The following is a 25,287-nucleotide window of genomic DNA, read 5'->3' as shown; positions in this document are numbered from 1 at the left end:
AAGGGCGAACAGGGGTGGCCGCTCTCCGCGTTGGACAAACGTCCGGCCCCTTTGAGAGGGTGGAGGTGTGTGCAACTGCAAGGCGCGCAACGTACATTGACGGGGAGACGGAAAATTGAAGTTGCTCAATCGACGTAAGGCACCGGCCATCGCGGTGGCAGCGGTCGCGTTGTTCTCGGCGTCGTTCACACAGGCAGCTCAGGCCAGCAGTGGATGGGACGACCTGGGCTCCCACGGCGTCTATTACCAGAGTCAGTACCGGACCAAAACGGTGAACTCCGGCGGCGGTGACTTCAAGGCATGCATCACCACCACTTCCAGTAATGCAAAGCACGACTTCTACAACCTGTACGAGGAAGACAAGGAGGTCCACGACCCGAAGCTGGTCACATCGGTCGAGGGCCCCGGCTGCTGGGTGTTCCACAACCTCGACGACTATGTCGACGGGGACAACGACCGCGCGGAGCTCTACATCGGGACCGAGGACGATCCTGAAATGATTCGGGTCCACTATTACGACTGACCCCACGTGCGGTGCCCCTCTGATGGGGCGCACCCTCTGCCGGCCCCGGCAGGCCCTCGGGCCGGCCGGGGCCACCGGTCTGCTGTGGTGTGTTCCGGGTCAGTTGGTGGCGGGGTGGCCGTCCCACCATTCGCGTTCGGTCTCGCGGGGGTCTTCGACGACCGCGTTGGTGGCGGTGTTGTCACGGGCGTAGGTCATGACGGGGCGCTTGACGGTGTCGTAGGCGGCCCAGGAAACCTCTCCGGTCCTGGCGAAGTCGGCCCAGGCCCGGTGGAGGGCGGTCGCCAGGGCCTGGGGCGGGTTGGGGCCGGTGAGCTTCAGGCTGTCGGGCAGGGTGAGGGTGTCCCAGGCGAAGGGCAGGTCGACGCTGTGGCAGGCGCCGATCTTGACCTGCACGTTGTTGGGGGTGACGGGGGAGCGCCAGCCGAATTCGTACAGGTGGGTGGGGGCGGCGCTGTTGGCGATGCGGGCCTCGGCGACGCGGTAGGTGGGGATGCGGAACATGCGGTCGCTCAGCAGCGCGCATGCCACGCCGGTGGCGGCGTTGCGGGGATAGGTGCTGGAGTCGCCCTTCTTGTACTCGTCCCACGAGCCGTCAGGGACGCTGTAGGCCTTCAGGTGCTTGTCGTACAGGATGGGAAGGTTCCAGCCGACCAGGATGGTGGTGACCACGAAGAGGCGGAACTCCTCGGTGGTGGTGCCCATCAGCAGAGGGACGTCGCTGCCCGCTCCGTCGGCGATGGCGTCGATGGGGCGCCGGGGCAGCACGTCGCCGTCGACGACGGGCATGAACGACATGCCGCAGGAAGCCATGGTGCTCGCGCCGTACTTGGCGGTGTCCGGGCTCTGGCTGACCTCGGCGCTGATGTCGTTCTGCGCCTTGAGCAGTTCCTCGGTGTCGACGCCGGCCAGGGCTTCGACCGTGGGCTCGACGCCGAGTTCGTCGGCGACGGCCGCGAGGACCTTGGCCGCGTCGGCGGGCGTCTGGCCGAGATGGGCGGTGCCGCTCTGGACGATCGCCCTGTGGAACAGGCCGTCCTCGCGGGAGAGCAGCGCGAGGACGCTCATCGCGCCGGCGGACTCCCCGGCGACGGTGATGTTGTCCGGGTCGCCGCCGAAGTTGGCGATGTTCTCGCGTACCCAGGTCAGTGCGGCGATCTGGTCGAGAAGGCCGCGGTTGGCGGGTGCGGGTGCGTCGGGCAGGTAGCCGAAGCCGTACACGCCGAGGCGGTAGTTGAAGCTCACGCACACGAGACCGTCGCGGGCGAAGGTGGTGCCGTCGTAGCTGGGCACGGCCGAGGAACCGGTGGTGAATCCGCCGCCGTGGATCCACACCAGGACCGGCAGCCCGGACCCGGCGGGGTCGGGCGTCCAGACGTTCAGGTTCAGCCACTCCTCGCCCTCGATGTCCGGGTCGGAGGTGATCTCACCCAGCCGGCCGCCCAACGGCGGCTTGGGCGCAGTCGGGCCCAGGCTGTGGGCGGCGCGTACACCCGGCCACGGCTGCGGCGGCACGGGAGCGGCGAACAGGAGGTCACCCGCGGGCGCGGCAGCGTAGGGGATGCCCAGGAAGCGGACACAGTCGTCTCCGGCCAGTCCGGAAACCCTGCCGTAGGCGGTCTCGGCCTCGACCGTATTCTGCTCGGACACTTGACTCCTCGGGCCGGCTTGCGGAGCGCCGAGGAGGGCCGGCCACCTCGTGCGGCGACCCTGGGCCGGTGGACAGGCCAGGGCACCGCAGATCTATCGGATGCGTCACATGCAGTAACGATTCATTGCCTAATGCGATGATTGGTGTCGTTCTGGCGTCACCGGCTGCTTACGGTGTGCCCGCGCTCCAGTCGCCCCCGCCGACGAGGCCACGTACTACCAGGGCGGAGACGTGGGTTACTTGACCTACGCGGCCTACCAGCACACGGTTTGACTCCGACCACACGGCCTCGGCCATTCATGGGGTGAGTGGCTCCCCGGCATCCGGCCACGGAGCCCCGGTGAAACCCGTTGGCGGACCACGGCCACCACTGCTACGTTCCCGGAGGCCGTGCGAGAGAACGAGGAGGTGGTACCCGTGAACGCAGTATCGACATGGGTGCTCCCCTCCGGGGTCACGGTCGGACGACAGGTCGTCCGGGAGCGCCGCACCGGCACTCCCGAAAGGCACGACCGTGCACTTCACTTCCGAGCAGCGCCTCGACGACGGCGTCCTCGAACGCGCATTCACCCTCGGCGAGATTCCCGGCACCCTGTGGACGCCTGAATCCGCCGCACCGGTCCCGCTGATCCTCATGGCCCACAACAACGGCCTGCCCAGGCGGGAGGCCCGCCTGGTGGCCCGGGCCCGGCAATCCGCGGCGTACGGCTACGCGGTGGCCACCATCGACGCACCCGGGTGCGGCGACCGGCCCCGCTCCGCCGCCGACGAGCAGGCCCGCGCCGACCTCCGCCGGGCGATGCGGGCCGGCGAGCCGGTTGACGAGATCTTCGAGTCCTTCGTCGGGCCGCTGGTCGAAAAGGCGGTCCCGGAATGGCAGACCACCCTGGACGCCCTCCTCGCGCTGCCCGAGATCGGCGGCCCGGTCGGGTACTCGGGGTGGACCGCCGTCGGCATTCGGCTGGCGGTGGCCGAACCGCGCATCGCGGCCGCCGGTTTCTTCGCCGGGGGCCATGTTCCCCGCGCCCAGCGCGAGGAGGCCCGGCAGGTCACTGTTCCGCTGCTGCTCCTGCTGCAGTGGGACGACGAAGGGAACCCCCGACAGCGCGCCCTGGACCTGTTCGACGCCTTCGGCACCGAGGAGAAGACACTGCACGCCAACATGGGCGGCCACACCGGCACCCCGTGGTTCGAACTGGACGACGGGAACCGGTTCTTCGCCCGGCACCTGAAGTGAGGCCGGGCCGTCGGACCGGCTGAACGCCGAAGACCGGCGGGGGATTTGACCCCCCGCCGGTCCTCGGTGCGGGCGTCAGGTCGTCTGGGCCTTGTCGTACAGAGTCTTGGCGTCATTGCCGAAGTACGGTCCGAACATCCGGTTCGGGATGAAGACGTAGCCGAAGCTGTTCACCGAGGCCTGGAGGCCGGTCCCGGTCGCCTCGTCGAAGTTGGCGAACCAGGGGCCGCCGCTGGAGCCGCCCGTCATGTTGCAGGCGACGCCGTGGTCCTGGGTCAGCAGCCAGTCCTTGGAGCTGTTGCCGCTGCAGTAGATCAGCTTCGTGCCGTCGTACGGGGCCGCGGCCGGGAAACCGAAGGCGTACATCTTCTGGCCGTAGGCGCCGTTGAACTGGATGCCCTGGCCGCCGATGACCGAGGTGAGCTTCTGGCCGTTCAGCGGGGCGACGACCGCGGCACCGATGTCGTAGTTCATGGCCTGAGTGGCGTCCCACTGCGGGGTCGTCAGCGTCTTGGAGGCGGCCCACTGCCCATAGGGGGCCTGGCCGTTGTCATAGCCGGGCACGAAGATCCAGTTGGTGTGCCAGCTGCCCTGGTACTTGACGCAGTGGCCGGCCGTGAGAACGGTGCTGCCGTTCTGGCTGTTCACCGAGTTGCCCGTGCAGGAGGCCGTGCGGCCCTGGAAAGTGAAGAACACCCGGCCCGAGGTCTTCACGACCGCGCCGCCGGCCGTCCAGGGGCCGCCCGGCTGAGGGAAGGCAGTCGGCGCGGCCGGCGCCACCGTCGTCGTCGCTGCCTCAGGGCGCGGAGCCCTCAGAGCCTTCGTGGCGCCGGGGGTGAGCAACACGTCGAGCGGGGTCGCGCCCCGCATCCGGTCGGCGGTCCAGAAGGCGGTGGCCCGCTGCTGCTCGGCGGCCGGAGCTGTATGGGCGGCGACCGGGGCGGGCGACGAGGCAGCGGCGGCGGTTGACGTCAGACCACCCGTGAACAGGGCTCCGACGGCCAACAGAATGCCTGCGGCTGTGCGATGGCGTCTCACGCATGTCTCCTTCTGCCGGGGCAGGTGGGGGATGAGAACGGTGCGGATCGGCGTGCGGGAGGCAGAATCCCACGACAGGGCGCAATTCGGCAGGTACGCGTCAGGCTTTTCCCCGCGCGAGTGGTCACCGGTGCTCCTGCCGAGCCGCATGCGAACGGGATTCGCGCGGACCACAGTTGTGGCGCGGGCGAGGACGGCACTGCGGTCGGGCGCCGTCGACACGGCTGAGCCGGGCGCCGTCGACACGGCTGAAGGGACGCGTGCGCCCGAACACGCGCCCACGCGCCTCCTCATGCCCCTGCGGGGACGGTGACCGCGGGTCCAGAAGGCCACGACCATGTACTGCCGCCACCGGGCGGAACAACTCGGCCTTCGGAGGAACGAAATGGGACGACGCTGGCTGATCACAGGATGCTCGTCGGGCCTCGGACGCGCTCTGGCCACCGCCGCGGCACGCGCCGGAGACCAACTCGCGGTCACCGCCCGCAAGACCGCCGACCTGGCTGAGCTGTCCGCCGCGTGGCCCGATCGCGTCATCCCCGTCCCGCTCGAACTTCGCGACACCGCGTCCTGCGAGGAAGCCGTACGCATCGCGGCAGACCGACTCGGCGGCATCGACGTCCTCGTCAACAACGCAGGTGTCGGACTGTTCGGCGCGGTCGAGGAGGTCTCCGACCACGAACTGCGCGACCAACTGGAGACCTTCCTCGTCGGTCCCTGGCGGCTCACCCGCCTCGTCCTGCCGCTGATGCGGGCCCAGGGCCACGGGCACATCATCAACGTCTCCTCCGTGGTCGGACGGATGGCCTACCCCGGACTGGGTGCCTACGTCGCGGCGAAACACGCACTCGAGGGCATGAGTCAGGCCCTGGCCATCGAGGCCGCCCCGCACAACATCCGCGTCACCGTCCTCGAACCCGGCATGTTCGCCACGCGCTACGGCACGTCACTGGTCCAAGCACGCCACCGGGTCGCCGAGTACGACGTGACCAACAGGGAGATGCTCGACGGGATGCGCGGCCTGGCCGAGAACCCCGAGACCGGCCACCCCGACGACTATGCCGCGACGGTTCTCGCCATCGCCGCCGCAGAGGGACCCACCCCCTTGCGGATTCCTGTCGGTGACGACGCCTACGGCCATCTGGACGCCGCCGAGCAGGCGTACCGCGAGGAGTACGCCGCGGCCCGGCGTCTCGTGCGGCGGCCGCCGCACTGACACGGTCAGCCGCCGCCCTCCAACTCCCGCCGGGACACAGGTATCACCCAAGGGCCCCCTCTACGACGCCGGGAGAACCCGTGCCACAGGACATCGACTTCGACCTCCCCGCCCCCGCGGGGATCAGCCCCGACCTCGACGCCGCACGCCGGCGCAACCTGGACTGGGTGAACCGCCTGGGCCTGGTCGACGAAGGGCGGTCCCTCAACTGGTACACCTCCTGGGACATGCCGCGGCTGGCCGCCCTGGGATTCCCTTGTGCCCGAGGGCCGGCCCTGGACCTGTGCGCGGACGCGATGGCGTTGTTCTTCGTCTTCGACGACCAGTTCGACGGCTTTCTGGGCCGGGACCCCGCCCGGGCCGCGGCCGTGTGCCAGAAGATGATCGACATCGTCCACGGCGCCCTGCCCGGCCCCGGCGCGAACCCGTGCTCGCTGGCGTTCGCCGACATCTGGGCGCGCAGCACCGACGGAGCACACCCCGGCTGGGTCATGCGCACCGCACACGAGTGGGAGTACTACTTCGCGACCCAGGCCCACGAGGCGATAGGCCGGCTCCGCGGGACTCCGGCGGACATGGAGACCTACCTCCAGGTCCGGCGCGGCATCGCCGCCACCGACCTGCCGCTCTCCCTCGGCGAGAGGGCCGCCGGCATCACCGTCCCCGCGGCGGCCTTCCACAGCCCCCAGCTGCGGATCATGCGCCAGGCGGCCATCGACGTCACCTTCATGTGCAACGACGTCTACTCGTTGGAGAAGGAAGAAGCGCGCGGTGACATGGACAATCTCGTCCTGGTCATCGAACACAGCCACCGCTGCACCCGCGACGAAGCCATCACCGGCGCCCGCCGCGAAGTCCGCCTGCGCGTCGAACGGTTTCAGGAACTCGCCCTCCAGGTACCCGGCTTGTGCGCACAACTGGGGCTGACCGGCGGGGAGGCGGCCGATGTGGACACGTACGTCGAGATGATGGACGCGTGGATGAGCGGCTACCACGCCTGGCAGACGCGGACCCACCGCTACACCAGCGCACTCCACGTGCTCCCGCACACCGGACCAGGCTACTTCGACCAGATACTCGGCGCGTGACAACACCTTGCCGGCGACCGTGCTGACGTCGACCGGACCTTCCTGCGTACAGAAGTGGGCCCCTCCCGGCAGGAGGAGCCCACTTCGGGGGACGGGAGAGGGACTATTCCGTGCGCAGGCCCTCCGGGCGCATCATGCGCAGCAGCGGCGGCAGGCTGAGCAGCGTGACCACACAGACCACTGCAGCGCCCACGCCGGTCATCGTCAGGACGCTCGCCCAGTCCATGGTCACCGGCGTCTTCGTCATCTTCAGCAGCACCGTGCCGAGGGTGATGCCCACCGTCGTGGCCAGCACCAGGCCGAGGCCGACGGGGAGGGCCGTCTGCCAGAGCACCGACAGGCTGAGTGTGCGGCGCCGGGTGCCGAAGGCGACCAGTGCGGAGAGCAGTTTCTTGCGCTCGCGCAGCTGCTCCAGCTGGGAGACCAGCAGGCTCGCGCCGATCAGCGCCAGCACGAAGGCGGAGCCGACGAACAGACCGGTGCGGATCGAGGTGTACTTGGCGTCCTGCTCGGTGGACGACCAGCCGTAGGCCCTCGCCAGGGGGTCGATCCGGGCGGCGACGTTACGTATGTACTCCCGTGAGTCCGGCACCGACGGGTCCAGACGAAGGTAGATGCCGTCCGAGAACACCGAGGGCGCGGCCTTGGCGGGCAGGGCGCCAGGGGTGACCAGCACACCGGTGTCGTCCTGAATCGCGTCCTTGCGCGCGTCCACCACCCGAAGGTTCGCCGGAACGGTCCAGGGCACCTCGAGGCCGGGTTCGGTGGCGTCGGTGTACGTCGGAGAGATGTAGAGCTTCCGGCCGGGCTTCGCCAGGGCGATTTCGGTGGCGTTGCTGGGGTCGGAATAGTTGCTCCGCGTCCGCGTGATGAACACGTCGCCGTCCTTGCAGGAGGGCAGCTTCGCGAGCTCACGCAGGGCAGCGCAGTTGCCCACGGTCAGGCTGCCGGGGTTCTTCGGGTCGCGACGTGAGTCTCCGTACTCCGTGCGGGCCAGGGCCACCGCAGCCGCCACCCCCTTGGTGCCGGTGAATTCGCGTTCGACGCCGGACAGCGGCTTGCGGTCGCTGAAGTCGACCTGCATCTGGACCCGGCTGGGGTCCTTGCCGGTGGCCTTGGTGTACTGGCTCTGCGTTCCCGTGAACAGCATCTGCAGTGCGATGGCTCCGGCGACGGCGACGGCGATGCCGTTGACCATGCGGGCGGCGGTGCCGCTGCTCAGCTGGAGCCGGCGGACGGCCAGTTGCCAGGACAGTGCGCCCTTGCCGAGCCGGACGACGACGGTCTCAACGACCCAGGGCAGCAGGGCGGTGATGCCGATCAACAGCAGGAGGACGCCGCCGATGACGAGGTACTGGTTGAAGTTCCCGTTCTTGTGGCCCTGGCCGATCATCGGGTAGAGCATCGCGAGGCCGGCGAGGGGCGGCAGCAGTCGCCACCACAGTCGGCGGCGGCGCTGTTTGGCCGCGCGTACGACGCCGAGGGGTTCGACGACCACGCCGCGCATGGCGAGCAGGGTGACGAGTACGGCGGCGACCGGGACCGCCACCGCGACCAGCAGGGCGAGCGCGGGGGAGGGGTCGAGGTAGCTGGGCCAGACGCTGACGCCCAGCAGCTCGGTGGTGCCCAGTGTATGGCGGCCGAGGAGGAAGAAGCCGGTGCCCACGACCAGGCCGAGCACGGCTCCGGCGAGTGCCTCGCCCGCAGCGATCCGCCGGGTCATGTGGCTGTCCGACCCGACCAGGCGCAGTGCGGCGAGACGGCGGTCGCGGCGTTCGCCGCCGAAGCGCACGGACGCGGCGATGAACACGGCGACGGGCGTCAGCAGCACCACGAACACGACCAGGACCATGAGCAGCAGCACCGGGTCGGTCTTCTTCTCGGGCTTCGCTTCCGGGTCGCCGAACTTGGTGAGCCGCGTCACCAGGGAGGAGCCCGTGAGTTTGGACTTCAGCCCCGAGGCACCGGCATAGTAGGCGAGTTCGTGGGAGCCGATGAGTCCGCTCTCGCCGATCGTGCCGGTGATCTTGTACGGCAGTCGCTCGCGGAGCAGCTTGGCGTCGTCCGAGGCCAGCAGGTCCTTGAGAGCGGGGGAGACGACCATCTCGCCCTTGGCCGGGAAGCGGTCGACCCCGGGCGGAAGCGGCGCCTTGCTGCCCTCTGGTTCGAGGAGCCGGCCGCGGACGTCGTCGTCGTGCCAGGTGCTGTAGGCGTCGGCGTACAGGAGAGTGTTGTCGGCCTTCGGCGGGACCGTCTGGGCATACACGTTGGCGTAGCGGGCGTCCTCCACCTTGCTGCGGGCGGCGAACACATTGGGCAGGGCGGTGCACAGCAGGAGCAGCGCGACGCCGAGGCCGACGCCGACCGCGGTCAGCGTCATGCGGACCCAGCCCTCGCGGCCGCCGGTGACGGCGAACCGGGCCCCCATGACCAGGTCTCTGGTCCACTGGCGAGGACTCATATGGCTCGCTCCAGATCCTGGGACTTGCCGTCGCGTACGACGATTTCGCGGTCGGCGTAGGTGGCCACCCGGGCTTCGTGGGTGACCAGGACGACGGCGGCGTTGGTGGAGCGGGCGGCGTCGGTCAGCAGTTCCATGACACGCTTGCCGTTGTAGGAGTCGAGGGCGCCGGTGGGTTCGTCGGCGAACAGGACCCGTGGCCCGGTGACCAGGGCGCGGGCCACGGCGACGCGCTGGCCCTGGCCGCCGGAGACCTCGCCGGGTCGCTTGGCCTTGAGACCGTCGACCTCGAGGCGTTCCATCCAGCTGAGCGCGGCACGTTCGGCCTGCTTGCGGGAGGTGCCGTTCAGCCGCAGCGGCAGGGCTACGTTCTCCACACACGTCAGCTCGGGCACGAGCTGGCCGAACTGGAAAACGAACCCGAACTCGGAGCGGCGCAGGGCGCTGCGCTCGGTGTCGCTCATCTTCGACAGCTCACGCCCGTTGTAGGTGATCGACCCGGAGTCGGGCGGCACGATCCCGGCGAGGCAGTGCAGCAGCGTGGACTTGCCGGACCCGGAGGGGCCCATGATCGCGACGACCTCGCCGGGGTGGATGGAGAACTCGGCGCCGTCGAGCGCGTGGGTCGGGCCGTAGGCCTTGCGCAGGTCGTGCGCGGCGAGCAGGGCACCAGGGGGAGGAGTTGTCATCGGGCTACAGCCTCACGGAGTTTGTCGAGACGCATGGCGGTCATTTCCAGCCAGCGCAGGTCGGCTTCGAGGTGGAACAGGGCGTGGTCGCAGATCAGCTGGTCCGCCAGATCGCCCTTGCGCTTGCGGTCGGTCAGGATCCGCATGGTGCGCAGGTGCTCGGAGCGTTGGGTGTCCAGGACCTCGGCGGCGTCGCGCCGGGTGAGCAGGGCGAGGGCGACTTTGGTGTAGAGGGTCGACTGGAGGTACTCGGCCGGCTTCTCCGGGGTGGCGAGCCATTGCTCGACGTCGGTGACGCCGGCGTCGGTGATCGCGTAGCGCTTGCGCTCGGGACCGCCGCCCGTCTCGACCCCGTCGACCTCGACGAGGCCGTTCTTCAGCAGCCGGGACATCGTCGAGTAGACCTGGCCGTAGTGCAGGGGCCGGTCGTGACCGAACTTCTCGTCGAAGGCCCGCTTGAGGTCGTAGCCGTGGCGCGGCCCGGCCTCCAGGAGGCCCAAAAGGGTGTGACCGATGGACATGCCTGAACTCTACACACCATGTATACGCACCATGTATACGTGCCGTGTATACGCCGCGTGTACAGCCCTGAGGACTGGGCGACCGTGCAGGTGAGGGAGGTGCGAAGGTCGATCGTCACGATTCGGATACGAGCCGCGTCCGTGCCGCTCGACCCGTGACGGGGGCGGCCGGCGCGTCCCACCGCGGCACGGCGTCCCGGCGGCATGCCGACGAACCGTCACCCGGCCCGGCGTCGGCGCACACCCCGGCTCATGATCGGTCCTGCGCCGGGTTCATGCCCTCATGAGCCGTGTGCACCCGTCTCCTACGATCGGGGAGTTTGATCACTTTCGGCTCGTTCCGCACACCTCCGCTCCGGCACCGTTGTGTCCAGTGACGGGGCTGCCAGGTGGTCCCGCATCAGCAGGAGGAAGCACATGCGAGCAACAAGTGCCCTGACCGCCGGAGCAGTCGCCCTCACCCTCGCCGCCGGAGCGAGCTGGGCCGCTCAGGCATCGCCCGGGCACGCCCCCGCCCACAAGCCCGCACACGCCGTCGTCGACGGCTATCAGATCGTCACTCTTCCCAATGCGAACGTCCCGAACTTCCAGCGGCGAAACCTCAGCTGCCCGGCCGGCAAGCGGGTCATCGGGGGCGGCGCCGAAGCCCAGGGCAACGGCGCGGTACTGGTGGGCAGCTTCCCCGCCCCCAACGGCACCGGCTGGATCGCGCTGGGCCGACAGGACGGTTACAGCACCGTCGGCATCAGCGTCTACGCCATCTGCGCCTCAACCTGACGCCCCCACCAGGCGCCTGAAGACCGCACAGGCGCAAGCCTGAGCCCTGCGGTCCACAGCGCCCCGCCCCGGTCCGGCCGTCCGGCGCCGGGGCGGATCGACGGCGCGGTGGCCGTGCGACTCGTTCCCGCCGCCCTGGCCGGGTGCGGCGCTCGGGGCGCCCGCGCGGCCGGGGCGGCCGGGACAACAGGTCAGAGGCCGCCGGTATTGAGCAGCCGGTTGGGGGTGTCGGAGCGGACACCGCGCACGACACCACGGGTGGCCGTGCGGTCGAGCCAGACATGGACCTCGTTGGCCGTGGCGTGGGGGTGTGCCGACAGGTACAGGGCGATCACGCCGGTCGCGTGCGGCGCGGCCCAGGACGTCGCGCCGTAGTCCTCGGTGGTCGTGCCGCCGCCGGCGAGGGCCGCGGTCACCTTCTGGCCGGGAGCGTACAGGTCCACGCACCGCCCGTACCCCGATCCGTAGGAGCCCCCCTCGCTCCACGCCCGGTCGTTCGATGTGGATGCCGCCACCACGATCGTCCCGGGGACGCCGGCAGGGGAGTGCTTGCAGGCGTCGTCATGGAAGTTGCCGGCCGACACCACTGTCGGGATCCCTGCGTCGACCATCTTCTTCACGGCGGACTCCAGCGCCGCCGACCGGTGGTCGAGGTTGAGCGACATGTTCACGACCGCAGGCTTCTGCGCGTGCGTGGTGACCCACTTGACCGACTTGACCAAGGCCGCCTCGGCCGCCGCCGGTGAGCCGCCGCCCCCGCTCTCGCACAGGATGCCCTGGACCCGTACGAGTTCAGCCTTGGGTGCCACTCCGTACTTCGCCCCGCCGATAATGCCCGCGACGAACGTTCCGTGACCCATCCCGTCCTCGCTGAAGCAGTCACCGGAGTCCTTCGGGCCCACGAAGTCGGCGCCGAGGCGGGCACGTCCGCCGAACTCCTTGTGGCCCACGTCCATCCCGGTGTCGATCACATAGACGTGCACGCCCTTGCCCGTGGCGGTGGTGGTGAACTTCCCGTTCAGCGGCCGCGACCGCTGGTCCAGGATGTCCAGGTTCCATGGCGCGTGCCGGCTTATGGGCGACGCCGGGGTCTGCGCGACTCCGGACAACCCCTGCACACCGCCGGAAGACGCCGCCGCCGATCCGGACGACGTTCCGTCCCCGGAGGGCGCCACGGACTGCCCCCGCGCATGCGCGGGGAGGGTCCCACTGCTTCCCCCGCCCGCCGCGCCCGCTTCCCCGCCGCACGCCGAGGCCCCGACCACCACCGCCATGGCCACCGCCGCGAGCCCGCCCTTCGCCATGTACCGCTTCACAACGCCCCCCGTATCCCCGCTCCGTGCACCGTCAGCGCACAAGACGACCTCGGGCATGCGGGCGGTTCCGGCGGATATTACGGTCCTGCCACCTCCGGAACCTCGGAGGACATGTCCAGCTGGTTCCGGTTCTTAGTTTCTTCTTAGGACTGCTCTGCAGGGTCGCCCTCCATGATGATCAAACGAGTTCCCGCTGTGATCGGCTTGATCCTCGCCACGACCTTCGTCGAGGCCGCCGGAGCCACCGCAGCCCGCGCACTCACGGACGCTGCAACACCTTCCTCCGCAGCTCCGGTCCACTACCTCTACGCCTCCATCGGAGACTTCGACAGCGACGTCAAGCCTCTCCTCGACCGTCCGGACATCTCCGGGGTGCAGGTGGTGGTGCCGTGGAAGGCTCTCGAACCGTCGAGGGGGCAGTACGACTTCTCCTTGATCGACGATGCCCTGAACCACGTCCGAGCGCGCGGCAAGAAGCTCTTCGTGCAGGTACAGGACCGGTTCTTCACCCTGCCTGCCCGGCTCCCGGACTACCTCCTCAAGGACCCGCGGTACAGCGGTGGGGCGGCTCCGACCACGAACGAGAGCGGGCTCGGGCCCGGAGAACCCGGTGCCGTCGCGGCCCAGTGGAACCCCGAGGTGAGGAACCGCTTCCAGCACCTGCTCAAGGCGCTGGCCCAGAGGTTCGACGGTCGCCTCGCCGGAGTGAACCTCCCGGAGACGGCAACCGCCGTCGACGTGAGCAAGGACCACACCGGCTACAGCGACGACGCCTACTTCTCGGCCGAGCTCGACAACATGGCCTACGGAGCAGCAGTCTTCAAGAAGACCCCGTTCGTCCAGTACGTGAACTTCTGGCCCGGTGAGTGGAACAACGACCACGACTACATGGGCCGCACCTTCAGGTTCGCGAAGAAGCACGGAATCGGACTGGGCGGTCCCGACATCCTGCCCAACCGCCCGGCACAGATGCAGAACTCCTACCCCTTCTTCCACAAGTACCGAGGACAGCTCCCGCTCGTGGCGATGGCTGTGCAGGAGCCGGACTTCGAGTACACCAACCCCGAAACCGGCAAGCCCTACACCCGTCAGGAGTTCACCGACTTCGGCGCGGGATACCTCGGAACGAACTACATGTTCTGGGCCACGAGCTCTCCCTGGCTTCACCGGTCCGCCAAGTAACGGCGACAGTACGGGCGAGTCTCGATTACCGGTCCGCCCATCGCCTTCGGCAGGATGGGCGCCATGACCGAGATTCATACCCCCCGCCTCCTCCTCCGTGGCTGGCGTGACGACGACCTTGCGCCGATGGCGGACATCAACGCGGACCCGCGGGTCATGCGCTGGATCGACGACGGCTCGGTACGCGACCTGGACCACACGGCAGAGGCCATCGAGCGGTGGGAGGAGGAGTGGGACGAGGAGGGCTTCGGACTCTTCGCCGTCGAGCTGCTGGCCTCCGGTGAGCTGGCCGGCTTCACGGGTCTGTCCGTGCCCGAGTTCCTGCCGGAGGTACTGCCCGCCGTGGCGATCAGCTGGCAGCTCGGCTCCCAGTTCTGGGGTCAGGGATACGCATCCGAGGCTGCCCATGCCACGCTGGAGTTCGCGCTCCAGGACCGCGGCCTCGACCGTGTCATCAGCATCAGCCGGGTGGGTGACGAAGCCTCCGAGAACGTCATCCGCAAGCTCGGCATGGTGCCGGAGCGGGAGACGGTACATCCCGTGTACGGCCATCCGCTGCGCGTGCACGCCATCGATCTCACCGAGTTCCAGGCGTGAACCGGCCGAGCCGTCGCTCCCCGGCCTCGGTCGGCGGATCCGGCTGCCCACGCTTTCAACGGGGCACTTCGCCTGATCGGGCCCGGGCCAGGTCGAACAGCCGCTGGAGTCGGTGCCAAGCCCTTCCCAAGCTTCATCCCCGGCAGGCCCGGCCGACCGGGGGTCGTTGAGGAAGGGAAACCCTCTTGAACACCAAGAGGAGCAACAACCGGTGGTCCCGTGTTCTGCGCGGAGCCACCCAGGTCGTGTCCAAGGCGGCGGTGGCCGTACTCGTCCACGTCATCATCAACTGGCTCGACCTGTAACGGGAACGGGCCCAGGGGCCGGGATCGGGGGAGTACACCCGCCCGCCCCGCCCGTCCGCGACAGCCGTTCCGCTCCGTGAGTCGTCCGGAGCGTTCGCCCGTTCCCCGGCCGACCGTGGCCGACGCGATGGACGGCACCCTCGTTGCTGGCGGGTCTCGTGGGACCGTTCCCGGTGGCGCCCGCTCTCGCGCCGTTCCGTTGGGACCTCTCGCGCACGAACGCCGCGCTCGTCCTCGTGGTGGTCGTTGCAGCGCTGGGCAGCCGGGCCGCGGACCCGCTCGGAGCACTGTCGGCGTCGGCACGGCCACCCGCCTGCTCGCCGAGCGATGGGCGACCGCGACGGCCGACTGCACGTTCAGAACACCCGGCGAATCCGGTGTACGGCTGCGCTGCCACCCCGACCTCCGCAGTAGTTCACAGCCGTTGCCCTGTGACAGCGACGGTGGAGCGGGTGCCATCGGAGTCTGAGCGGCGAGTTGATTCTGAGTTGCGCAGCGAATCGGGGGCCGGTGGGTTCACCCGGTCGCGGTCGAACCCATCACGGCCGGCGCCGGGGAAGCCGCGCTCGCCGCGCCCCTCCAAGAAGAGCGCAGCAGGTGCCGGCGCTGCAGAGCCCTGAGCTGAACTGCCGGACTCGCCGTTGCCGTATCGCGGGCGGAGTCACGGGCGGTCAATGGCCGCGGTGCCGTGCATCGGTCTGGCGCCTGCTCCTCACCTGGGAGCGGAGAGACTGTGCCACGTCCGGTTCGAAGGATTCGGTGCTGGGGGTGAGCATCGCCGCGGCGGCTGCGGCCACCCCCGCGGCGCAGGCGCTGACGGGATCCGCTCCGGCGATCAGTTGGGTGGTGAGGGCGGCGACCATGCTGTCTCCCGCCCCGGCGTCGCTCAGGGGCTCGCCGGGCAGCGGCGGCGCGTAGAGCTCGGTGTGGCCTTGGCGGGTCGAGCACAGTGCGCCCAGCGCACCGAGGGTGGTGACGGCGATTTCGGCGGCCTCTGTGGCGAGCAGGTGCTCGTTGAGGGCTCGGGCGTCGTCGAAGTCGCTGATCGGGTGACCCGTCAGGCTCTCGGCCTCTGTCCGGTTGCACCTGAGTATGAACACGCCCTCTGCGAGCGCTGCCCGAAGCGCCGGACCGGAGGTGTCCAGGATGAGCCGGGATCCTGCTTCCTTGACCCGGCGGGCGACGGCCGCGTAGTAGTCGTCGGGCAAGCCGCCGGGCAGGCTGCCACTGGCCACAACGTACGGGCAACCGTCAACGGCCTGCTCCAGCAGATGCAGGCACCGCCGTCCCTCGTGGTCGCGCAGGTACGGACCGGGTGGCACGATGTGGAAGCTGTGGCGGGATTCTGACTCGACGAGCACGAGTGCTTCACGGGTGTCGTCGTCGATGTCGACGGCGACGTGGTCCATGCCCTCCTCGTCCAACAGCCGGTTGAGCCGGAGGCCGACCTCGCCTCCGGCGGTGTGGAAGGCGACGGCCCGCCCTCCGAGCCGAACGACATGACGGGCGACGTTGATCCCTCCGCCCCCGGCGGCTGCCGACCTGACCATGGCACGGTTCTTGCCAGTGTCCTCCAGATGCCCGACTTCCCAGCAGAGATCGACCGTGGGATTCATCGTCAGGGTGAGGACCGACGGCCCGGCGGCATTTCCCCGTCCCGCGCCGTCGGTCGTCCTGGTTGTCGTGGGGTCCGGTTTCGATGCCCTGCTCATCGCAGTGCCTTGGTGGTCACGCTGTCTCCTGCACGGCGCACCGCTTGCCAGGCAGAGCCACGGTGGCACCCCGGGAAGACCGGGACCTCTTCCCACGCGCTGCGGCCGATCCCGATCCCGGCCACAGCCAGGGACGGCTTCGGCTCCTGGTCACCGTGCCGGGCTTTGATCGCGTGGGGCCTCGCCGTCCTCTCGTGCAGACTCACGGAGGCCGTTCCCGCCCCGTGATGCGGCTGCGTGGGCTTGCGGGAACGGCGATGGAGGCCGGTCCGCCGACCGGGGCCGCAATGACGTCCTCGGTCTTCGCCCCGTAGCGGCGCACGGCCGCCAACCACCCGAATGTGCCGGAATGACGTGTGCTGCTCATGCGCCCTTGGCACACCCGCCAACTGGTGCAGGTGGCCGGAGAACTCGTCCAGCTCCACCGCTTCACCGCTCCGGTGCCGCGTTGGAAGCGCCATCGCGCTCACCTCCGTGGACGGCGTCACGTCCGACCCGACTTCCATACTGAAACAGCGCGACGCCACATGCATGTCGCTCCGCACAGGGCCGTCTCCTTCGAGCACGCCCAGTCGACCGCGGTGGCCGAGTGTTCGCTGCCGCCGACGTCGACGACGAAGCACGCCGGCGCCTGGGTGATGTCTTCCGGCTCGGGGATGACCACCAGGGGACAGCAGCGGGGCGGGAGCGGCCGTCGTCCTCGCCTCCTCCCTGCGGTGGCGCGGAGGGAATGCCGCCGCCGATTCCATGGAAGTCGTCGGCACTGTCGGCCTGCCAGGGGCCGTCGGTCCCCGGGGCGGCCCTGTCGGCGACTACACGGAGGACGGACGCTATGTGATGCGGGCGGAGGTTCCGGGCTTGTCACCCGAGGACATCGACGTCTTCCTCAGCGACGGCATCCTCACCGTCCAGGCCGAACGCACCGAGAAGGACGTCACGAAGAACCACGGCGAGATCCGGTACGGCGCGATGAGCCGCAGCGTCACGCTGCCGCCGGGCGCCGACGAGAACGACGTCAAGGCCGACTACACCGACGGCATGCTGACCGTCAGCGTTGGTCTGGGGGCCGAGAAGGCGGAGGCGAAGCACGTGAAGATCCGGCACGGGAACTGATGCCGAACCGGCGGTCGATGGCGGGCCCAGGACCCGCCGTCGGCGGGCGGTCGCGCGAAATTGCTCAGGTGCCGCCGTGCCCGGCGGCCCAGCGGCGCCGTACCGCTTCTTCGTGCTCCGTCTCTTCCAACGCTAGCTCTGCTAGGGCCAGTTCGTCGTGCAGCCGAGGGATCCAGTGCCGACGCAGGGCGCGGACCCGCTGCCGAGTCCGGGCGGCCTCGGCGGCCAGCAGCTCGGCGGCCGCCTGGTGGGCGGCGAGTTCCGCCGCGGCACGGGCGGCCGCACGGTAGGCGGTCTCGGCGTGGGCGAGGGCGGTGTTGGACGGTGTCTGTTCCCCGGGGGAGCGGGCGGGGTCCGTCCAGGTGACCGCCGCCGGGTGGCGCACGCCCATCAGCACGCCCCACCGGACGTCGACGCGCGCCCGCCCGGCCGGTGCCGCCTCGGCCAGTGCGCTTTCGCCGCCGAGCAGCACTCCTCGCACGAGCCACGATTCTGCCTCGGCCAGCCTCTGGTGCCACACCCGGTCCGAGTCCTCGGCCGCTCGCCGTGCCGTGTGCTCCCGGTCCAGCAGGAGCCGGAGTTTGCGTTCCAGGAGGTCTGCTCCGCGAAGCGCCGTGGCGAGACTGCGACGCAGCCGCAGGCGCCCGGCGCGTCCGGCTGGGATCCGGCGCGCCCGCGAACTCATCGTGCCTCCTGGTCCCGCGGCGGGGCGTGGGCGTCGAGCAGGTCGGCCGGGAGCATGCCGAGCAGGCTGCGCGGCAGGGTCAGCAGCACCTCCCAGGCCCGGTCCAGGGAGTCGTCCAGCGACCGGTTCTCGTCGGTACCTTGCGCCAGGAACCGGTGCCGGAAGGCGTCCTCCAGCTCCAGTTGGTGCAGATCGGTCGGGCTGAGCGCCGAGCGTCCGATCAGGTCGGCGAGCTCTCGCACCTGCCGGGACCGTGCCAGCGCGGCGATCAACTGCGCCGCGACGGCGGGATGGTCCGCTCGGGTGCGCCCCGCTCCGGTTCCCTTGCGCATCAGTCGCGACAGCGAGGCCAGCGGATCTACGGGCGGGTAGGTACCTGCTGCCTGCATCTCGGCACTCAGCACGATCTGACCCTCCGTGATGTAGCCGGTGAGGTCCGGGACGGGGTGGGTGATGTCGCCCGCGGGCATGGTGAGAACGGGAAGGATGGTCACTGACCCCGGCCGACCTCTGATGCGGCCACAGCGCTCGTAAAGGGACGCGAGGTCGCTGTAGAGGTATCCGGGATACGCCCGGCGGGCCGGAATCTCGCCACGCGCGGCGGACACCTCACGCAGCGCCTCCGCGTAGGCCGTCATGTCCGTCATGACCACCAGGACGTGACGGTTCTCGGTGAACGCGAGGTGCTCGGCTGCGGTCAGGGCGAGTCGCGGGGTGAGCAGCCGCTCGATCACCGGGTCGTCGGCGGTGTTGAGGAGCAGAACCAGTTCCCTCGCGGCCGAGCGGGCCGCTAGCCCCTCGCGGACGAACGCCGTGTCGGCATGGGTGAGTCCCATGCCGGCGAATACGACGGCGAACGGCTCATCGCCGCACGACGCCTGGGCGGCGATCTGCACGGCCAGTTCCAGGTGCGGCAGTCCGGCCGCCGAGAACACCGGCAGCTTCTGACCCCGCACCAGCGTGGTGAGCACGTCCACGGCGCCCACACCGGTGAGTACCGCCTCGTTCGGCGGTTCCCGGCGTACCGGGTTGATCGGCGCGCCGACGACCTCCGCGTACGATCCACCCAGCACCGGTGGCCCGCCATCGGTTGGGGCGCCCCGGCCGTTGCACGCCCGTCCCAGCCACCCGGCACCGACCGGTATCCGCAACGGCGTCCCCGAGAAGGCGACACGGGTGCCGGTGCGGTTCATGCCAGCCGTGTCCTCCAAGACCTGCACCACCGCGATGTCGCGGTCCACTTCCAGGACCAGGCCGTGCCGTCGCTCACCTGAGTCGAGGACGATCGTGGCGAACTCGTCCCAGCCGACCCCGCTCACTCCCTCGACGAAGAGGAGCGGACCGTGCAACTCCCGCACCCCCGTGTACTCGATGCGCACACCGCCGGTCATGCCGTCGCCTTGAGCCGGGCCAGCACGGCGTCGCGGGCTGTGGCCACCGGAGCGGTCTCGGCGGGACCTGCCGTCTCGCGCGCCCGCAGCAGCGGGGTGAAGTCGACCGCCTCGACGGCATCTGCGGGGATGCCGGACTCCACCAGTTCCACGCAGCGTTCGATGACCGTCAGCACTGCCTCCACCAGGGCTGCCGTCTTCTCGGGCGCGCTGTAGGCGTCCGCCGGGGACAACGCGTTCTGCTGGATGGCGGCCTCCCTCAGCAGTCGTCCGGCGAGCACACTGATCCGTTCCCGGGGTGGCAGCGCCGTGATACCGACCAGTTCGACTAGGTCGGCCAGCCGGTCCGCCTCCGCCAGCTGCCGCGCCACACGACCACGCCGCTCGGCCCACTCGGTGTCACCGGCCCGGGTATGAGCGGCGGCCAGCGTGGCGGCGTCCCGGGAGAAGGACTCAGACCAGGACAGCGCGGGATAGTGGCGTGCGTAGGCGAGATCGCGGTCCAGGCTCCACAGACAGCGCACGAAACGCTCGGTGTGCGCGGTGACGGGCTCGGTGCGGTCACCGCCCGGTGGAGACACCGCGCCGATCACCGTGACCGAGCCGGTCGCGCCGCCGAGGGTGCGCACGGCGGCGGCGCGCTCGTAGAACGCCGCCAGTTGCGAGGCGAGCCCCGCCGGATAGCCCTCCTCGGCGGGGAGTTCGCCCATACGGGAGGCGAACTCGCGCAGCGCCTCCGCCCATCGGGAGGTCGAGTCGGCGATCAGGACGACGTCGAGGCCCATGTCGCGGAAGTACTCGGCGACCGTCGCACCGGTGTGTACGCCGGCCTCGCGGGCCATCATCGGCATGTTGGAGGTGTTCGCGATCGTCACGGTCCGTTCGGCGAGACGGCCCCCTGTCCGCGGGTCGGTCAGCTCCGCCAACTCCTCGATGACGTCCGCCATCTCGTTGCCGCGCTCACCGCAGCCGACGTAGACGATGACGTCGGCGTCGCACCACTTGGCGATCTGCTGCAGCAGCATGGTCTTGCCGGTGCCGAAGCCGCCGGGCACGGCGACGGTGCTGCCACGTGCCACCGGGAAGAGCAGGTCGACGGCCCGCTGCCCGGTGTTCAGGGGCACGTCCGCCGGCAACCGTCGCGCGACGGGTCGCGGTCTGCGCACCGGCCAGGACTGCGCCAACCTCACTTCCTGGCCGCCTACCACGGCGAGCACGCCGTTCGAGGGGTGATCGCCCGACGCCGCGATCCAAGTCACCTCACCCGACACGTCCGGAGGCACCAGGAGTCGCAGCGGCACGCCGGCGCCGATCTCCCCGAGGGCCTCACCGGCCGCGACCGGCGCTCCCTCAGCCACTCGCGGTGTGAACGACCAGGTGCGTAGGTCCGGTTCACCTGTTGTCGGCCCGCTCGCCGTGAGAAGGTCGCCGATGCCGGCCAGAGGACGCAGCAGCCCGTCGAACACGCCGCCGAGCAGATCTGGTGCGAGCCCCACCGACAGGGGGCGGCCCTGGGGCTCCGCCGGGTGCCCGGGCGCAAGTCCGCCGGTGTACTCGTACGCCTCGATGGTGGCCGTGTCGCCCCGGATGGCGACCACCTCGCCCGGCAGCCGGGCGGCACCCAGCACGACCAGGTCGTGCATGGCCACCGTGGGCGGGCAGGTGATCTCCACCAGGGGGCCGGCGACCCGAAGGATCCGTGGGCGCTCCGCGCCGTCCGGCGGAGCGCCGGGCGTGATCTGCGGAAGCGGGTGCCTGTCCGACGAGTCCGATGAAGAGTTGCCGGAGCTGGTCATGCCGGCTCCCACAACGTCTCGGCCCGGACGCCCAGCCGGTCCAGGGCACGATCGGCGAGGGCTTCCGCCGACAGGTCGACCCGGCGACCGGGCACCTCGGCCGTCACTCCGCCCTCCGAGGCTGCCGTGACCCTCGCGTGCGGGCCCAACAGCTTTCGTGCCGCCTCCGTGCAGCGCGCCCGCAGAGACGAGTCCTCCATGAACTCCCTTCGCACATTCGTGCGGACCGCAGCCCTGAGAGCCGCGTAGACCTCGGCCCTGGCGGCCAGTTCTGTTGCCCAGACGTCCTGGACCGCCCGCACCCGTTCCCGAGCCGCCTCGGCGGCACCGTCGGTTCTGCCGAGGTCCCGGGCCCGTGCGAGCACTGCCTCGGCCGTGGCGCGGGCTGAGCGCAGGGTTTCCTCCGCGTCGGCCTGCGCGCGGTCCAGCACGGCGTCGGCGGAGGCTCGTGCCGCGCGCAGCAACTCGGCGCGGACGGGGCTCAGGGCGTCGACAGGCGCGGTCATCCGGGCATCACCACCGTCAGTGGCCGGGACGGGTTCGGCGCCGTCGTCGCGCCGCCCAGTGCCTCGGCGGCGTCGACCGTGAGGATCACCAGACCGACCGTGCCGGGCAGCGTCCGCCAGGCACTGCGAACGGTGTCCGGGTCCTCCGCGACGAGGACGTCGACCCCGGCCAGCGCCAGACCGGACACGCTGGTCCATGTGCCGATAGCGGCCACGGTAGCCATCGTCATGCCTTTCCGATCAGCAGGATCGCGACCACCAGCCCGTACACCGCGATGCCCTCCGCCAGACCGACGATCACCATCGCCCGGCCGAACATCTCCGGTCGCTCGCTCAACGCGGCCAGCGCCGCGGCACCCGTGTAGGCGACGGCGATCGCGGCTCCTATCGACGCGCCGGCCACAGCGATTGCCGCCCCGATCAAGGCGGACCCGTTGACCCCACCGGACGCGGCGGCCTGCGCCGAGGCCTGTGCCGGCCCCGCCAGGGCGGTGGCGAGAACGACGAGGGCGCCGCCCAGCAGGGCGAGGTTCGTGGCCAGCAGCCAGCGGAAGACGTGCCTGGTCCGGCGTCGCCGCAGCAGCCGGACGCCGCCGAGCACCGCGACCAGAACCGGCAGGACGATCAGCCAGGCGAGCATGGGATCACCTTCGTAGCGGGATCGGCAGGCTCCGCCGGGGGAACGTGCCAGGGACGGAACGGTCGGCCCTCCGCCTCGAAGAGCCGGGAGAAGAGTTCGTAGAACTCCAGCCGCAGCGCCTGCACGCCGGCCACCAGGGCTTCCAGACCGAAGGAGACGGCCGTGCCCACGACGAACAGCAGGGCGGCGCCCGCGACTCCGGCGGTCCCACGCCCGGCCAGGCCGGTCGTACCGCGCCACACCAGATCCGCGAGTGCAGCATGGGTCAGGCCGAAGGCGGCCAGTCGGGCGAACGACAGCGTGTTGGTGCCGGTCCGCACGACGACGTCGAACAGCCGCACCACCGTCTCGGCGAGCCCCGCGCCACCGCCCGCCGTGGCCCGGAACAGGCCGAACGCCACCAGCGCCAGCCCGGTCACGGCAAGAGCCGCTCCGGCGACGGCCGGAGCCTGCCGGTGCAGGACCAGGCCCGCCCCACCCAGGGCGAGGCCCAGGTAGAACAGCAACCCGGCACAGCCCGACGCCGCGTACAGCCCTGAGCCCCAGCCGCCCTCACGCACCCGGTTCACCGTCCCGGCGGCGTGTGCGAGGGCCAGCAGACCAGCGCCGAACACCACGGCGGCGGCCAGAAGGCGGGCAGGACTCTGCAGCGGGCTCAGCCACAGCACCGGCAGCAGGCCCGTCGGCCCGAAGAACTCGCCGTAGGCGGCCCCCGCCACCATGGAGGCGACGCCCGCACCCGCGAGGAACAGCCACAACTGGCCCAGCCCGGCCAACCGGCGGGGCCTTCCGAGGCGCAACGCGATCGCGCCGAGTACCAGCAGAGCCCCGTGCCCCACGTCGCCGAACATGATCCCGAACATCGCGACGTAGGCGAGCCCCGCCGGCCACGAGGGATCGACGTCTGCGTAGGCGGGTGTCCCGTACGTCGTCACCAGCGGCGTGAAGGAGGCGGTCCGGCCCGGCCGCAGCAGGGTCGGCGGATCGGTACCGTGCGGGGACGGCAGCGGCACCAGCGCGCCTCCCTCAGCGGCCAGGCGTCCCGCGACGCGGGATACCTCGGCGGCCGGGCACCACCCGGCGAGCGCGGCCACCTCTCCCTGCCGTACCGCGCTCTCGGCCCGCTCCTCCAATTGGGCCTCGCCCGCCAGCAGTGCGACGTTTTCACAGCGTTCGAGCAGGTCGAGGTCAGGCGCGGCGGAGGACAGAACTGCTGTCGCTGCGCTTTCAGGGCCGGTTGTTGCGCCATGCCCCCGCACCCGCTGCAGTCGCGCGGCCGCCGCCCCCGGAGTCGTTTCCTCGGCGCGGTCCAGCTCCACGCAGCCCTCCTCGGCGATCCGCACCAGCGCGTCCCTCAGGGCCGCCTGCGGCACGACCACCGCCACCCGGCGCATCCGGACCGGCGTCACCGCCTCAGACCAGGGCATCGAACACCTCCCCCGGCCGGCCCCCGCGTGCCGCCGACTCCAGCGCCGCCCGCACCCGCCATGCGTCCACGGACAGCAGCGCCACTGCACCGACGACCACCCGGGGCCCGTACCGGCCTTCACACAGCAGCGCCGTGCCGTCAGCCTGCACCGTCCGCCACCAGCGGGCCTCCGCCAGCCACAGCTCACCAGGCTCGTTGACGTCCTTCAGGGCCCAACCCGCGGACGAGGGCAGACGATCACGGAACTCCTGGTACGTGGCGGCGGCGGTCGCCCGCGTCCCGAGCAGCCGCGCCGCATCGCGCAATACGGGCTCCGGAAGAGAACGGTGGTGTACGAACAGCTCACGAGCTGCCAGCAGGACGGCGCGCCCCTGGGCCCAGCGGCGCGCGGGCTGTACGGTGACAGCGGTGCGGCGTGCCGCGGCCATCCGCATGCCGGTGACCAGGGCCCACGGCGTGTCACCACCCGGGTCGCCCCAGGGCGAGGCGGTGAGTGCGGCCCGCGTCTCAGCGGGTGTCCCTGCGCGTTTCAGACTTCGCCAGGCGGTCTCCAGCGCCCCCAGCCGATAGGGCTCCAGAGCCTCCGCGCGGCGCCCTTCCGGTGGCGGCAGCCGCGAGGCCACGTTGGCGATCTCGAACCCGGCGGCGAGCGGAACCAGCAGGCGGGCACCGCCCCGGGGCAGCCATCCGGCCAACACCCGCAGATGCCACAGCAGGGTGGCGGACACCGCCCGCTGGGCCTGGCGCACGTCGTTCGCAGGCATCCGCACGTATCTCGCGTAGGGCGTGGTCGCCAGGCGTTGCAGGGCGTCGTGGAGTGTCGGAGCACGTGCGACGTCCCGCGCCCCTTCGGTGCCCGGATACCTGCCGACGAGGGCCTTTGCGCGCACCGCTCCGGCGACCCACCCGGCACTCATGGCTCTTCTCGCTCTCCGCCTGTCAGGCGCAGGGCGTCGGTCACGGCGAGATCCACCAGGTGGGGCATACGCTCCAGGGCCCGCTCGCGGATCGCCGAGGCAGTGTGGTCTCCGGCGGCGCGGAGGGCGTCCGCCTCTTGCCGCGCCTCCCGCAGGAGGGGTTCTGCGGTCCGCCGGCGAACCTCGTGAGCGTTCTCCCGCGCCGCATCCACCATCAGTGCCGCCTCCCGCGCGGCGTTCTGCCGCAGGGCCTCGGCTTCCTGCTCAGCGGCGGCCCGGATCTGCGCCGCCTCCTGCTGAACGCCGGCGAGCCGGGCGAGGGCGGGCTTCAGTTCCGCGGCGCGTTCGGCCGTACGGTCGGCGGGCACGCCGGTGGCGGATGCTCCTGGCGTGCCCGCCGGACGGAACCGCTCCAGGAAGTCCCGCAAGCTCATCGGCGGCCTCCTCCGGGTCGTCTGCTCCTCCAGTCTCACCGCTGCCGTTCCGGCTCGCACCGG

At 70.6% G+C, this 25,287-nt stretch carries 25 protein-coding genes; 9 read left to right on the top strand and 16 right to left on the bottom strand.

Features of this window, described 5'->3' with window-relative positions:
- Positions 1–121 precede the first annotated feature (121 nt).
- Positions 122–523, top strand: coding sequence for a hypothetical protein (locus ACIPK3_RS22750; protein ID WP_402572260.1), 402 nt, complete (start codon positions 122–124; stop codon positions 521–523).
- Positions 524–622: 99 nt separating this feature from the next.
- On the opposite strand, the gene ACIPK3_RS22745 is transcribed toward ACIPK3_RS22750, so the two are convergent.
- Positions 623–2,173 carry a carboxylesterase/lipase family protein gene (locus tag ACIPK3_RS22745; protein WP_402572259.1) on the bottom strand — a complete coding sequence of 517 codons (1,551 nt, stop codon included), beginning with the start codon at positions 2,171–2,173 and terminating at the stop codon, positions 623–625.
- A gap of 515 nt (positions 2,174–2,688) precedes the next feature.
- Between ACIPK3_RS22745 and ACIPK3_RS22740 the strand changes: the two genes are divergently transcribed.
- Complete coding sequence (locus ACIPK3_RS22740) at positions 2,689–3,411, top strand: dienelactone hydrolase family protein (RefSeq protein WP_402572257.1); 723 nt, start codon at positions 2,689–2,691, stop codon at positions 3,409–3,411.
- Positions 3,412–3,486: 75 nt separating this feature from the next.
- Here the strand turns inward: ACIPK3_RS22740 and ACIPK3_RS22735 are convergent, their stop codons facing one another.
- The gene (locus ACIPK3_RS22735; RefSeq protein WP_402572255.1) at positions 3,487–4,449 is read right to left on the bottom strand and encodes a trypsin-like serine peptidase; all 963 of its coding nucleotides are present in this window, start codon (positions 4,447–4,449) and stop codon (positions 3,487–3,489) included.
- A gap of 385 nt (positions 4,450–4,834) precedes the next feature.
- On the opposite strand from ACIPK3_RS22735, the gene ACIPK3_RS22730 reads away from it, so the two are divergent.
- Positions 4,835–5,665, top strand: coding sequence for an SDR family oxidoreductase (locus ACIPK3_RS22730; protein WP_402572254.1), 831 nt, complete (start codon positions 4,835–4,837; stop codon positions 5,663–5,665).
- 80 nt (positions 5,666–5,745) lie between these two features.
- A complete protein-coding gene (locus tag ACIPK3_RS22725; protein ID WP_402572252.1) occupies positions 5,746–6,753 on the top strand; it encodes a terpene cyclase in 1,008 nt (335 codons plus the stop codon).
- Between the two features lie 103 nt (positions 6,754–6,856).
- On the opposite strand, the gene ACIPK3_RS22720 is transcribed toward ACIPK3_RS22725, so the two are convergent.
- The 3 genes from ACIPK3_RS22720 to ACIPK3_RS22710 are packed head-to-tail and all read right to left on the bottom strand — an operon-like array spanning position 6,857 to position 10,424.
- Positions 6,857–9,214, bottom strand: coding sequence for an ABC transporter permease (locus ACIPK3_RS22720; protein ID WP_402572250.1), 2,358 nt, complete (start codon positions 9,212–9,214; stop codon positions 6,857–6,859).
- On the bottom strand, positions 9,211–9,903 hold the full coding sequence (locus ACIPK3_RS22715) for an ABC transporter ATP-binding protein (RefSeq protein ID WP_402572248.1): 693 nt from the start codon (positions 9,901–9,903) through the stop codon (positions 9,211–9,213). Before ACIPK3_RS22715 ends, ACIPK3_RS22720 begins: the two co-directional genes overlap by 4 nt.
- Positions 9,900–10,424 carry a PadR family transcriptional regulator gene (locus ACIPK3_RS22710; RefSeq protein ID WP_402572247.1) on the bottom strand — a complete coding sequence of 175 codons (525 nt, stop codon included), beginning with the start codon at positions 10,422–10,424 and terminating at the stop codon, positions 9,900–9,902. The genes ACIPK3_RS22715 and ACIPK3_RS22710 overlap by 4 nt, the downstream gene beginning before the upstream one ends.
- 417 nt (positions 10,425–10,841) lie before the next feature.
- On the opposite strand from ACIPK3_RS22710, the gene ACIPK3_RS22705 reads away from it, so the two are divergent.
- Positions 10,842–11,201, top strand: coding sequence for a hypothetical protein (locus ACIPK3_RS22705; protein ID WP_402572245.1), 360 nt, complete (start codon positions 10,842–10,844; stop codon positions 11,199–11,201).
- Between the two features lie 191 nt (positions 11,202–11,392).
- Here ACIPK3_RS22705 and ACIPK3_RS22700 read toward each other — a convergent pair whose 3' ends face one another.
- Complete coding sequence (locus ACIPK3_RS22700; protein WP_402572243.1) at positions 11,393–12,505, bottom strand: S8 family peptidase; 1,113 nt, start codon at positions 12,503–12,505, stop codon at positions 11,393–11,395.
- 183 nt (positions 12,506–12,688) lie between these two features.
- Here ACIPK3_RS22700 and ACIPK3_RS22695 point away from each other — a divergent pair, with 183 nt between their 5' ends.
- The 3 genes from ACIPK3_RS22695 to ACIPK3_RS22685 all read left to right on the top strand — a co-directional run bounded on the left by ACIPK3_RS22695 (position 12,689) and on the right by ACIPK3_RS22685 (position 15,070).
- The gene (locus tag ACIPK3_RS22695) at positions 12,689–13,699 is read left to right on the top strand and encodes a hypothetical protein (RefSeq protein WP_402572242.1); all 1,011 of its coding nucleotides are present in this window, start codon (positions 12,689–12,691) and stop codon (positions 13,697–13,699) included.
- A 63-nt stretch (positions 13,700–13,762) separates the two neighbouring features.
- Positions 13,763–14,296, top strand: a complete 534-nt coding sequence (locus tag ACIPK3_RS22690; protein ID WP_402572241.1) for a GNAT family N-acetyltransferase — start codon at positions 13,763–13,765, stop codon at positions 14,294–14,296.
- 432 nt (positions 14,297–14,728) lie between these two features.
- On the top strand, positions 14,729–15,070 hold the full coding sequence (locus ACIPK3_RS22685) for a DUF6207 family protein (protein ID WP_402572330.1): 342 nt from the start codon (positions 14,729–14,731) through the stop codon (positions 15,068–15,070).
- A 202-nt stretch (positions 15,071–15,272) separates the two neighbouring features.
- Here ACIPK3_RS22685 and ACIPK3_RS22680 read toward each other — a convergent pair whose 3' ends face one another.
- Positions 15,273–16,313 carry a 1-phosphofructokinase family hexose kinase gene (locus tag ACIPK3_RS22680; RefSeq protein WP_402572239.1) on the bottom strand — a complete coding sequence of 347 codons (1,041 nt, stop codon included), beginning with the start codon at positions 16,311–16,313 and terminating at the stop codon, positions 15,273–15,275.
- A gap of 747 nt (positions 16,314–17,060) precedes the next feature.
- On the opposite strand from ACIPK3_RS22680, the gene ACIPK3_RS22675 reads away from it, so the two are divergent.
- Positions 17,061–17,426 carry an Hsp20/alpha crystallin family protein gene (locus ACIPK3_RS22675; protein WP_402572237.1) on the top strand — a complete coding sequence of 122 codons (366 nt, stop codon included), beginning with the start codon at positions 17,061–17,063 and terminating at the stop codon, positions 17,424–17,426.
- Between the two features lie 64 nt (positions 17,427–17,490).
- Here ACIPK3_RS22675 and ACIPK3_RS22670 read toward each other — a convergent pair whose 3' ends face one another.
- The 9 genes from ACIPK3_RS22670 to ACIPK3_RS22630 are packed head-to-tail and all read right to left on the bottom strand — an operon-like array spanning position 17,491 to position 25,224.
- Positions 17,491–18,111 carry a V-type ATP synthase subunit D gene (locus tag ACIPK3_RS22670; protein ID WP_402572236.1) on the bottom strand — a complete coding sequence of 207 codons (621 nt, stop codon included), beginning with the start codon at positions 18,109–18,111 and terminating at the stop codon, positions 17,491–17,493.
- A complete protein-coding gene (locus ACIPK3_RS22665; RefSeq protein ID WP_402572235.1) occupies positions 18,108–19,502 on the bottom strand; it encodes a V-type ATP synthase subunit B in 1,395 nt (464 codons plus the stop codon). Before ACIPK3_RS22665 ends, ACIPK3_RS22670 begins: the two co-directional genes overlap by 4 nt.
- On the bottom strand, positions 19,499–21,298 hold the full coding sequence (locus ACIPK3_RS22660; protein ID WP_402572233.1) for a V-type ATP synthase subunit A: 1,800 nt from the start codon (positions 21,296–21,298) through the stop codon (positions 19,499–19,501). The genes ACIPK3_RS22665 and ACIPK3_RS22660 overlap by 4 nt, the downstream gene beginning before the upstream one ends.
- Positions 21,295–21,804 (bottom strand): hypothetical protein, encoded by a 510-nt coding sequence (locus tag ACIPK3_RS22655; RefSeq protein WP_402572231.1) that lies wholly within the window; start codon positions 21,802–21,804, stop codon positions 21,295–21,297. The genes ACIPK3_RS22660 and ACIPK3_RS22655 overlap by 4 nt, the downstream gene beginning before the upstream one ends.
- Complete coding sequence (locus tag ACIPK3_RS22650) at positions 21,801–22,028, bottom strand: V-type ATP synthase subunit F (protein WP_402572229.1); 228 nt, start codon at positions 22,026–22,028, stop codon at positions 21,801–21,803. The genes ACIPK3_RS22655 and ACIPK3_RS22650 overlap by 4 nt, the downstream gene beginning before the upstream one ends.
- Positions 22,029–22,030: 2 nt before the next feature.
- Positions 22,031–22,444, bottom strand: a complete 414-nt coding sequence (locus ACIPK3_RS22645; protein ID WP_402572227.1) for an ATP synthase subunit C — start codon at positions 22,442–22,444, stop codon at positions 22,031–22,033.
- A complete protein-coding gene (locus ACIPK3_RS22640) occupies positions 22,429–23,871 on the bottom strand; it encodes a V-type ATPase 116kDa subunit family protein (protein WP_402572225.1) in 1,443 nt (480 codons plus the stop codon). The genes ACIPK3_RS22645 and ACIPK3_RS22640 overlap by 16 nt, the downstream gene beginning before the upstream one ends.
- Entirely contained in the window at positions 23,858–24,790 is a 933-nt protein-coding gene (locus tag ACIPK3_RS22635; protein ID WP_402572223.1) for a hypothetical protein, read from the bottom strand. The genes ACIPK3_RS22640 and ACIPK3_RS22635 overlap by 14 nt, the downstream gene beginning before the upstream one ends.
- Positions 24,787–25,224: a hypothetical protein gene (locus tag ACIPK3_RS22630; RefSeq protein ID WP_402572221.1), complete on the bottom strand. Its 438-nt coding sequence runs from the start codon at positions 25,222–25,224 to the stop codon at positions 24,787–24,789. The genes ACIPK3_RS22635 and ACIPK3_RS22630 overlap by 4 nt, the downstream gene beginning before the upstream one ends.
- Between the last annotated feature and the right edge of the window lie 63 nt (positions 25,225–25,287).

The sequence above is a fragment of the Streptomyces sp. NPDC086787 genome (genome assembly GCF_044745865.1).
Classification (GTDB): domain Bacteria; phylum Actinomycetota; class Actinomycetes; order Streptomycetales; family Streptomycetaceae; genus Streptomyces.
Note: the sequence above shows the minus strand (reverse complement) of the source record. Positions and strands in the feature narration are given on the sequence as shown.

Bases quoted from the DNA above. Each gene is read 5' to 3' on its own strand.
- ACIPK3_RS22665 (WP_402572235.1), bottom strand. From the start codon at position 19,502: ATGACCGGCGGTGTGCGCATCGAGTACACGGGGGTGCGGGAGTTGCAC.
- ACIPK3_RS22685 (WP_402572330.1), top strand. From the start codon at position 14,729: ATGGACGGCACCCTCGTTGCTGGCGGGTCTCGTGGGACCGTTCCCGGT.
- ACIPK3_RS22720 (WP_402572250.1), bottom strand. From the start codon at position 9,214: ATGAGTCCTCGCCAGTGGACCAGAGACCTGGTCATGGGGGCCCGGTTC.
- ACIPK3_RS22650 (WP_402572229.1), bottom strand. From the start codon at position 22,028: ATGGCTACCGTGGCCGCTATCGGCACATGGACCAGCGTGTCCGGTCTG.
- ACIPK3_RS22640 (WP_402572225.1), bottom strand. From the start codon at position 23,871: ATGCCCTGGTCTGAGGCGGTGACGCCGGTCCGGATGCGCCGGGTGGCG.
- ACIPK3_RS22710 (WP_402572247.1), bottom strand. From the start codon at position 10,424: ATGTCCATCGGTCACACCCTTTTGGGCCTCCTGGAGGCCGGGCCGCGC.
- ACIPK3_RS22675 (WP_402572237.1), top strand. From the start codon at position 17,061: ATGGAAGTCGTCGGCACTGTCGGCCTGCCAGGGGCCGTCGGTCCCCGG.
- ACIPK3_RS22645 (WP_402572227.1), bottom strand. From the start codon at position 22,444: ATGCTCGCCTGGCTGATCGTCCTGCCGGTTCTGGTCGCGGTGCTCGGC.
- ACIPK3_RS22700 (WP_402572243.1), bottom strand. From the start codon at position 12,505: ATGGCGAAGGGCGGGCTCGCGGCGGTGGCCATGGCGGTGGTGGTCGGG.
- ACIPK3_RS22730 (WP_402572254.1), top strand. From the start codon at position 4,835: ATGGGACGACGCTGGCTGATCACAGGATGCTCGTCGGGCCTCGGACGC.
- ACIPK3_RS22630 (WP_402572221.1), bottom strand. From the start codon at position 25,224: ATGAGCTTGCGGGACTTCCTGGAGCGGTTCCGTCCGGCGGGCACGCCA.
- ACIPK3_RS22695 (WP_402572242.1), top strand. From the start codon at position 12,689: ATGATGATCAAACGAGTTCCCGCTGTGATCGGCTTGATCCTCGCCACG.
- ACIPK3_RS22635 (WP_402572223.1), bottom strand. From the start codon at position 24,790: ATGAGTGCCGGGTGGGTCGCCGGAGCGGTGCGCGCAAAGGCCCTCGTC.
- ACIPK3_RS22705 (WP_402572245.1), top strand. From the start codon at position 10,842: ATGCGAGCAACAAGTGCCCTGACCGCCGGAGCAGTCGCCCTCACCCTC.
- ACIPK3_RS22680 (WP_402572239.1), bottom strand. From the start codon at position 16,313: ATGAGCAGGGCATCGAAACCGGACCCCACGACAACCAGGACGACCGAC.
- ACIPK3_RS22715 (WP_402572248.1), bottom strand. From the start codon at position 9,903: ATGACAACTCCTCCCCCTGGTGCCCTGCTCGCCGCGCACGACCTGCGC.
- ACIPK3_RS22660 (WP_402572233.1), bottom strand. From the start codon at position 21,298: ATGACCAGCTCCGGCAACTCTTCATCGGACTCGTCGGACAGGCACCCG.
- ACIPK3_RS22670 (WP_402572236.1), bottom strand. From the start codon at position 18,111: ATGAGTTCGCGGGCGCGCCGGATCCCAGCCGGACGCGCCGGGCGCCTG.
- ACIPK3_RS22690 (WP_402572241.1), top strand. From the start codon at position 13,763: ATGACCGAGATTCATACCCCCCGCCTCCTCCTCCGTGGCTGGCGTGAC.
- ACIPK3_RS22655 (WP_402572231.1), bottom strand. From the start codon at position 21,804: ATGACCGCGCCTGTCGACGCCCTGAGCCCCGTCCGCGCCGAGTTGCTG.